The sequence below is a fragment of the Streptomyces sp. SAS_272 genome, assembly GCF_052543235.1.
Window position 1 is genome coordinate 1 of sequence record NZ_JBMNDR010000164.1, and the last position, 8,403, is coordinate 8,403.

Below are 8,403 nucleotides of genomic sequence, written 5' to 3' on the forward strand. Positions count from 1 at the left end.
GTCGCACGCCGGACGCCGCCGGGCCGCCCGCCCGACCCCGCGCCACCCTCGTCCGGGCCGCCGCACGGCCTCCCCGGCCCTTCCGGCCCGGCTCCCGGTCCAGACCTCCGGCCCGGCTCCCGGCCCGACTCCCGATCCGGACTCCGGACCAGCTCCTGATCGTGGCTCCGGACGGCTCCTGAACCGGGCCCCGTCCGGCTTCTGGTCCTGCCCCCGGTCCCCCTGGATCAACTCATAGGGTTTTCCCTCGACTTCGCGGACGTATCCGTCAAACCGTGCCAGAAAGCGGTCACTTGGGCGCTTCTTGGTGTTCGCATTCCCCTGGCATGAAGGGTTCGTCGCCAGAGTGGCCCGCACGTCGAGTGATCCACTCGCGTCGAACCACCTACAGGGGGTCCTATGAGATCCAATCGCGCCACGCTGCGCGCCGGAGCGAGCATGGCAGCGACACTGCCCATGATCGTCGGCGCGCTGGCGCTCGGCATACCCGCGGCGCACGCCGCGGACGCCCCGGCCCGCGACACGCTGACCGGGACCAAGCCCGCGTGGGCCACGGCCAAGGCGGACAAGGGCTCGACCCCGGACAGTGCGCAGGTCTCCGCCCGGGTCTACCTCGCGGGACGCGACGCGGCCGGCCTCGGCCGGTACGCGAAGTCGGTCTCCGACCCGAGCTCGGCCGCCTACGGCAAGTACCTCTCCGCCGCGCAGGCGAAGGCCCGCTACGGCGCGACCGCGGCCCAGGTGGCCGCCGTCAAGTCGTGGCTGGCGGCGGCCGGTCTGAAGGTGACCGGCACGACCGAGCACTACGTCTCGGTCAGCGGCGACGTGGCCGCCGTCGAGAAGGCGTTCGGCACCCAGCTGCACAACTACGCCAAGGGCTCGAAGACCTACCGGGCCCCGGCCAAGGCGGCCACCGTCCCGGACAGCCTCGACGGCGCCGTCCTGACCGTCACCGGCCTGGACAACGCCCCGCACAAGGCGACCCACAGCGACCAGCTGCCGGGTCCCGGCGCCGTGTTCAAGAACTCCGGACCGTTCTCCTCGTACTACGGTTCGAACATCGCGACCACGCTGCCGAAGGCGTACGGCAAGTCGATCCCGTACGCCGTGCAGGGTTACACCGGCAAGCAGCTGCGTGCCGCCTACGGCGCGGGCTCGTACACGGGCAAGGGCGTGCGCGTCGCGATCACCGACGCCTTCGCCTCGCCGACGATCGCCTACGACGCGGCCACGTACGCGAAGAAGCACGGCGACGCCGCCTGGAAGACCGGCCAGCTGGGCCAGGTGCTGCCGAAGAACTACACCCACACGGGCGCCGACGAGTGCGACGCCTCGGGCTGGTACGGCGAGGAGACCCTCGACGTCGAGGCCGTGCACGCGGTCGCGCCGGCCGCGAACGTCACGTACGTGGGCGCCGCGTCCTGCATGGACGACGATCTGCTCGACTCGCTGAGCAAGATCGTCGACAACCACCTGGCCGACATCGTCTCCAACTCCTGGGGCGACGTCGAGGCCAACCAGACGCCGGACCTGGCGGCCGCCTACGACCAGGTCTTCCAGTTCGGCGCGGTCGAGGGAATCGGTTTCTACTTCTCCTCCGGCGACAACGGCGACGAGGTCGCCAACACCGGCACCAAGCAGGTCGACACCCCGGCCAACTCGGCGTGGGTGACGGCGGTCGGCGGCACGTCGCTGGCGGTCGGCAAGGGCGACAAGTACCTGTGGGAGACCGGCTGGGGCACCGAGAAGGCCGCGCTGTCCGCGGACGGCAAGAGCTGGACGGGCTTCCCCGGCGCGTACACCTCGGGCGCGGGCGGCGGCACCAGCAAGACGGTCGCCGAGCCGTACTACCAGAAGGGCGTCGTCCCGAACGCGCTCGCCACGGCCAACAACGCCGCCGGCAACCGCGTCGTCCCGGACATCTCGGCGATCGCCGACCCGAACACCGGCTTCAAGGTCGGCCAGACCCAGGCCTTCCCGGACGGGTCCGAGCAGTACAGCGAGTACCGCATCGGCGGCACCTCGCTGGCCGCACCGGTCATCGCGGCGGTGCAGGCGCTGGCCCAGGAGGCGCGCGGCGGCAAGGCGATCGGTTTCGCCAACCCGTCGATCTACTCCAAGTACGGCACGCGGGTCTACCACGACGTGACCGACAACCCCACGGGGTCCGGACTCGCCGTGGCGCGCGTCGACTTCGCCAACAGCGTCGACGCCACCGGGGGCCTGCTGACGTCCGTCCGCAGCCTCGGCAAGGACAGCTCGCTGTCCGCGGTGAAGGGCTACGACGACGTCACCGGCGTGGGCACGCCCGCGAACGGTTACGTCGACTCGTACCGCCGCCGCTGAGCACCGTGAGGTGACGGGGGGCGTGAGGTGATGGGGGGCGTGGGGTGATCGACACCCCGCGCCCCCCATCGCGTCGCTCTGACGATTACACTGTTCCCGTGCCTCAACTTCGTCTCGCCCTGAACCAGATCGACTCGCGTGTCGGCGACCTCGCCGGCAACACCGAAACGATCCTCCGCTGGACCCGGCACTCCGCCGAGCAGGGAGCCCACCTCGTGGCGTTCCCGGAGATGGCGCTGACCGGGTATCCCGTCGAGGACCTCGCCCTGCGCTCCTCCTTCGTCGAGGCCTCCCGCACCGCACTGCGGCAGCTCGCCGCGCGCCTCGCCGACGAGGGCTTCGGCGGGCTGCCGGTCGTCGTCGGATACCTCGACCGGTCGGAGAACGACCAGCCGCGGTTCGGCCGGCCGGCCGGCTCCCCGCGCAACGCCGCGGCGGTGCTGCACGGCGGCGAGGTGGTGCTGTCCTTCGCCAAGCACCACCTGCCCAACTACGGCGTCTTCGACGAGTTCCGCTACTTCGTGCCGGGCGACACCATGCCGGTGCTGCGCGTGCACGGCGTCGACGTGGCCCTCGCGATCTGCGAGGACCTCTGGCAGGACGGCGGCCGCGTCCCCGCGGCGCGCTCCGCCGGAGCCGGTCTGCTGCTCTCCGTCAACGCCTCCCCCTACGAGCGGGACAAGGACGACACCCGCCTGGAGCTGGTCCGCAAGCGGGCGCAGGAGGCCGGCTGCACCACCGCCTACCTCGCGATGATCGGCGGTCAGGACGAGCTCGTCTTCGACGGCGACTCCATCGTCGTGGACAAGGACGGCGAGGTCGTCGCGCGGGCCCCGCAGTTCTCGGAGGGCTGCGTGGTCCTGGACCTCGACCTGCCCGCGGCCTCCCCCGACGCGCCCACGGGCGTCGTGGACGACGGTCTGCGCATCGACCGCGTGGTGCTGTCCGAGGAGCCGCTGCCGCGTTACGAGCCCGAGCTGAGCGGCGGGTACGCGGAGCGGCTGGACGACGCCGAGGAGGTCTACTCGGCGCTGGTCGTGGGGCTGCGGGCGTACGTCGCGAAGAACGGCTTCCGGTCCGTGCTCATCGGGCTGTCGGGCGGGATCGACTCGGCGCTCGTCGCGGCCATCGCCTGTGACGCGGTGGGCGCGCAGAACGTGTACGGCGTGTCGATGCCGTCCAAGTACTCCTCCGACCACTCCAGGGGCGACGCGGCGGAGCTGGCCCGGCGCACCGGACTGAACTTCCGCACGGTGCCGATCGAGCCGATGTTCGACGCGTACATGGGTTCGCTGGGACTGACGGGCCTGGCGGAGGAGAACCTCCAGTCACGCCTGCGCGGGACCCTGCTGATGGCCGTCTCCAACCAGGAGGGCCACATCGTCCTCGCGCCCGGCAACAAGTCGGAGCTGGCGGTCGGCTACTCGACCCTGTACGGCGACTCGGTCGGCGCGTACGGCCCGATCAAGGACGTCTACAAGACGTGGGTCTTCCGGCTCGCCGAGTGGCGCAACCGCGCCGCGGCCGAGCGGGGCCAGACCCCTCCGATCCCGGAGAACTCGATCACCAAGCCGCCGAGCGCCGAGCTGCGCCCCGGCCAGGTGGACACGGACTCGCTCCCGGACTACCCCGTCCTGGACGCGATCCTCGAGATGTACGTGGACCGGGACCAGGGCGCGGACGCGATCGTCGCCGCCGGCTACGACCCCGCGCTGGTCGCCAAGACCCTGCGCATGGTCGACACGGCCGAGTACAAGCGCCGCCAGTACCCGCCGGGCGCGAAGATCTCGGCGAAGGGCTTCGGCAAGGACCGCCGCCTCCCCATCACCAACGGCTGGCGCGAGTCGCTGTAGCCGGGATCGGGGGTCCGCCCCGGCAGGGCTCCGCACGGAACCCGGCCGGGGCGGCGGGGCGGGTCAGCGCACGGTGGCCCGGCCCGCTCCGACCGCCCCCAGAGCGCGCTCCACGGTCTCCCGTTCCTCGCCGACCGGAGCCACGTAGCCGAGGACGTCGCGCGCGGCGTCCTCCCCGAGCACCCGGGTGATCACCCAGGTGGCGAGGTACTGGGACGCCAGGCAGCCGCCTGCCGTGGCGATGTTCCCCTCGGCGTGGAACGGCTCGTCCAGCACGGTGACGCCGCAGGCCTCCACGAAGGGCCGGCTCTTGACGTCCGTGCAGGCCGGCATGGAGCCCAGCAGCCCGAGCCGGGCGAGCACCAGCGCCCCGGAGCACTGCGCGCCGACGAGTTGGCGCGAGGGGTCGAGCCGCAGCGTGGAGATCAGCCGTTCGTCGGCGACCACCTCGCGAGTGCGCACCCCGCTGCCGATCAGCACGACGTCGGCTTCCGCCACGAACTCCATCGGGCGCTGCCCGGTCACCTCGACGCCGTTCATCGACGTGACCACCGGCGCCGGTGTCGTGACGAACGCCTCCAAGCCGTCCTTGCGGCACCGGTTGATCAGCGCGGAGGCGATGAAGCTGTCCAGCTCGTTGAATCCGTCGAAGGTGACCACGGCTACCTGCATCGCAACTCCTCGGGGACGGCGACGGATCACCAGTCTGCGGGGCGCCGGAGGCCGGGTCGAGGGCCGATCGGCGGTGAGTGGCACCCCTCGGGGAGCCGAGGGCCGATCGGCCGTGAGTGGCACCCCTCGGGGAGCCGAGGGCCGGTCGGCGGTGAGTGGCACGCCTCGGGGACATGCCACCCGCCGCTCACCGGTCACGGGGAACGCCGCACAGCCGGCCCGCCGCCGGGGCGGGGCGGGCGGGCCGGCGGTCGCGTCAGTGCCGTGCCGCCGCCTCCGCCGGGCGCGGTACGTGGGTCGCGACGACGCGGTCGCGGCCGCTGGGGCGCGGGGCGCGGCGGGCGTCGACGGCGTACGCGACGCCGGCCACCCCCAGGCCCAGTACCGCCAGGGCCGCCCCGGCGATCGCCGGGGAGGTCACGCCGTAACCGGCCGCGAGGGTCAGGCCGCCGATCCAGGCGCCGCCGGCGTTGGCCATGTTGAACGCGGCCTGGTTGGCGGAGGAGGCCAGCGAGGGGCCCGCGGTCGCCCGCTCCATCACCATCAGGTTGAGCGGGGAGCCCGTCACGAACGCCGCGACGCCGAGCAGGACCACGGCCAGCGCGCCGCCCCAGGCCGTCGTCATGAGCAGCGGGAACAGGGCCAGGACCACGGCCAGCGAGGTGAGTCCGGCGAACAGGGTGGGCCGCATCGCGTGGTCGGCGAGCCGGCCGCCGACCAGGTTGCCGATGGTGGCGCCGACGCCGAACAGCGCCAGCAGCAGCGTCACGCTGGAGCCGGCGTACCCGGCGGAGTCCGTCAGCATGGGCGTGATGTAGCTGTAGGCGGCGAACAGGGCGCCGAAGCCGGCCACCGTCGTGCCGAGTGCCAGCCACACCGGAAGCGAACGCAGGGCGGACAGTTCGCGGCGCAGGCCGACGGCGGGCGCCCTGGTGTGGTCGTGCGGGATCAGCAGGGCCAGGGCGGCGATCGCCGCCAGACCGATCACGCTGACGCCGAGGAAGGCCGCCCGCCAGCCGAGGTGCTGGCCGACGAGGGTGGCGGCGGGGACGCCCGCGATGTTGGCGACGGTCAGACCGAGGAACATCAGCGACACCGAGCGGGCCTTGCGCTCCGGCGCGACCAGGGTGGTGGCCACCACCGCGCCGACGCCGAAGAAGGCGCCGTGCGGCAGACCGCTGAGGAAGCGGGCGGCCAGCAGCCAGCCGTTGTCCGGGGCCAGCGCGGAGAGCGCGTTGCCCGCGACGAACAGGACCATCAGGGAGATCAGGACGGTGCGTCGGGACATCCGCGCGGTCGCCGCGGCGAGCAGCGGCGCGCCGATGACGACGCCGAGCGCGTACGCGGAGACCAGGTGTCCGGCCGCCGGGATGGAGATGTGCAGGTCGGCCGCGACGTCGGGCAGCAGGCCCATCATCACGAACTCGGTGGTGCCGATGCCGAAGGCACCCACGGCCAGGGCGAGCAGGGCCAGGGGCATGAAGAACTTGCCTTTCAGGGAGAGCGGGTTCCGTCCATCATACGTTTCGTATGTTCAACTACGGAACAAAGTCTCCCCGGGCGGGTATTCCGGCGGGCGACGCCCCGGTTACGGTGTGGTGACCTTCACACGCGCCGCCACCGGCAGATGGTCGCTGCCCGTCTGCGGAAGCGTCCACGAGGTGACCGGCTCGACCCCCTTCACCATGATCTGGTCGATCCGCGCCATCGGGAACGACGCGGGCCAGCTGAACCCGAAGCCGCTGCCCGCCGCGCCCTGCGTGGAGCGCATCTGGGAGGTCACGGCGTTCAACGAGCGGTCGTTCATGGTGCCGTTGAGGTCGCCCAGCAGGATCACCCGGGTCAGCCGCTCGTCGGCGATGGCCTCGCCCAGCGCGTCCGCGCTCTTGTCACGCTGCCGGGCGGTGAACCCGGCCTGCAGCTTGACCCGCACCGAGGGCAGATGGGCCACGTAGACGGCGACCTCCCCCTGCGGCGTCGCGACGGCCGCCCGCATGGCGCGCGTCCAGCCCAGTTCGATGTCGACGGCCCGCACCCCGCTCAGCGGGTACTTGCTCCACAGCCCGACCGTGCCCTGCACCGAGTGGTACCGGTACGTCGGCGCCAGCGCCTTCTCGTACACCGGGACGGCCGAGGCGGTCAGCTCCTCCAGGGCCACCACGTCCGCCTCCGAGGCGGCCACGTCCCGGGCGGTGCCCGCCGGGTCGGGGTTGTCCGCGTTGACGTTGTGGGTGGCCACGGTGAGGTCACCGCCGGCGCCGGTGCGGTCGACGAGCAGCCCGCCGAAGAGGTTCGTCCACACCACGACCGGCAGCGCGACGGCGATCAGCGCGGTCGCCGACCTGCGCACCACCGCGACCACCAGCAGCACCGGCACGAACACGCCGATCCACGGCAGGAACGTCTCCGTGAGGCTGCCGAGGTTGCCGTACCGGTTGGGGATGCGCGAGTGCAGCAGCATCACCAGGGCGAGCGCCAGCGCCACGCCCGCGACGACCAGACCGCGCCGCCAGATGTGCGGGTCCCCCCGCCAGCCCGTGGTCAGCCGGCCGAGCAGACGTCCGATCAGGCGCCGGAGCCGGACTCCCCGAGGCTCGTGTCCCGAGTCTCCGTTGCCGCCCGTCTCCGTCATGTACGCCTGCTGCGCCATACCGTCGCCTCACTGCCTGCCGTGCACCGTCCGTCCCCCGGGTACGACCCTAGGGGATGATCGGCTTGGATCTCGCCGTCTCGTGACGGCCGTACGGGGACGAGGACGAAGGGCGCGGCGCCAGGGGTTCCGGGGCCGGCGGGCAGGGCCCGGTCTGTGACGGAACGCTCACATCGGGGTTACGCGTGCGGCGAGCTGACGGGGCGTAGTCCGGCGAGCAGCGAGTCGACGATGCGCTCCGGGAGGTCCTCGGGCAGATCGGCGTCGGGACGCAGGACGGCGCGCACGAGCATGGGGCCGACGAACATGTCGTTGACCAGTTCGAGGTCGAGGTCGGCGCGGAGTTCGCCGTTCTCCTGTCCCCGGCGCAGGACTTCGACGCCCAGCCTGCGCCGGGGTGCTATCACCATGTTGTGGTAGGCCGTCCAGATCTGCGGACTGCTCTTCATCTGGGCGTGGACGTTGTGCAGGATCGCCGAGGAGCGGCTGGCGAGTCCGCGCCGGCGCAGCGCCTCCAGCAGCACGACCAGGTCGTCGCGCATGGACGTGCCGGGGAGTTCGGGGTCGTCGGGCTCGGCGGCCCGCAGCACGTCCACGAACAGCGCCTCCTTCCCGCTCCAGCGCCGGTAGATGGTGGCCTTGCCGACGCCGGCGGTGCGGGCGATGCGCTCGATGGACATCTCGGCGAGCGAGACGCCGTCCTCCAGCAGTTTCATCGCGACCTCGATGATGGCCCGTTCCAGGGCTTCGTTCCGGGGCCGCCCCCGGACGGGCTGCTCGACGGCTGCGCTGTCGGCGGGGCTCACGTCCACTGATCCTTTCGTCGCACTGGGGGAATTGTCGCCCACCGAACGGGCGGGTGCGGCGGCCGTCCGCCGCACC

6 protein-coding genes and 1 pseudogene are annotated in these 8,403 nt (G+C 72.2%); 3 read left to right on the top strand and 4 right to left on the bottom strand.

The annotated features are described in order from the left end of the window. The 3 genes and pseudogenes from ACN6LD_RS41425 to ACN6LD_RS41435 all read left to right on the top strand — a co-directional run. Positions 1-182, top strand: a pseudogene (locus tag ACN6LD_RS41425) (hypothetical protein); the annotation flags it as partial. A 256-nt stretch (positions 183-438) separates the two neighbouring features. Then, a complete protein-coding gene (locus tag ACN6LD_RS41430) occupies positions 439-2,346 on the top strand; it encodes a S53 family peptidase (protein WP_319186889.1) in 1,908 nt (635 codons plus the stop codon). 98 nt (positions 2,347-2,444) lie between these two features. Next, positions 2,445-4,199, top strand: a complete 1,755-nt coding sequence (locus ACN6LD_RS41435; protein ID WP_319186888.1) for an NAD+ synthase — start codon at positions 2,445-2,447, stop codon at positions 4,197-4,199. Positions 4,200-4,262: 63 nt separating this feature from the next. Here ACN6LD_RS41435 and ACN6LD_RS41440 read toward each other — a convergent pair whose 3' ends face one another. The 4 genes from ACN6LD_RS41440 to ACN6LD_RS41455 form a co-directional block, all read right to left on the bottom strand. Beyond that, the gene (locus ACN6LD_RS41440) at positions 4,263-4,871 is read right to left on the bottom strand and encodes a DJ-1/PfpI family protein (protein WP_319279278.1); all 609 of its coding nucleotides are present in this window, start codon (positions 4,869-4,871) and stop codon (positions 4,263-4,265) included. Positions 4,872-5,127: 256 nt separating this feature from the next. Continuing rightward, positions 5,128-6,351, bottom strand: a complete 1,224-nt coding sequence (locus ACN6LD_RS41445) for an MFS transporter (RefSeq protein WP_319186886.1) — start codon at positions 6,349-6,351, stop codon at positions 5,128-5,130. A 108-nt stretch (positions 6,352-6,459) separates the two neighbouring features. Then, complete coding sequence (locus ACN6LD_RS41450) at positions 6,460-7,521, bottom strand: endonuclease/exonuclease/phosphatase family protein (RefSeq protein WP_445045861.1); 1,062 nt, start codon at positions 7,519-7,521, stop codon at positions 6,460-6,462. A 179-nt stretch (positions 7,522-7,700) separates the two neighbouring features. After that, complete coding sequence (locus ACN6LD_RS41455) at positions 7,701-8,327, bottom strand: TetR/AcrR family transcriptional regulator (protein ID WP_319186884.1); 627 nt, start codon at positions 8,325-8,327, stop codon at positions 7,701-7,703. Positions 8,328-8,403: the final 76 nt, after the last annotated feature.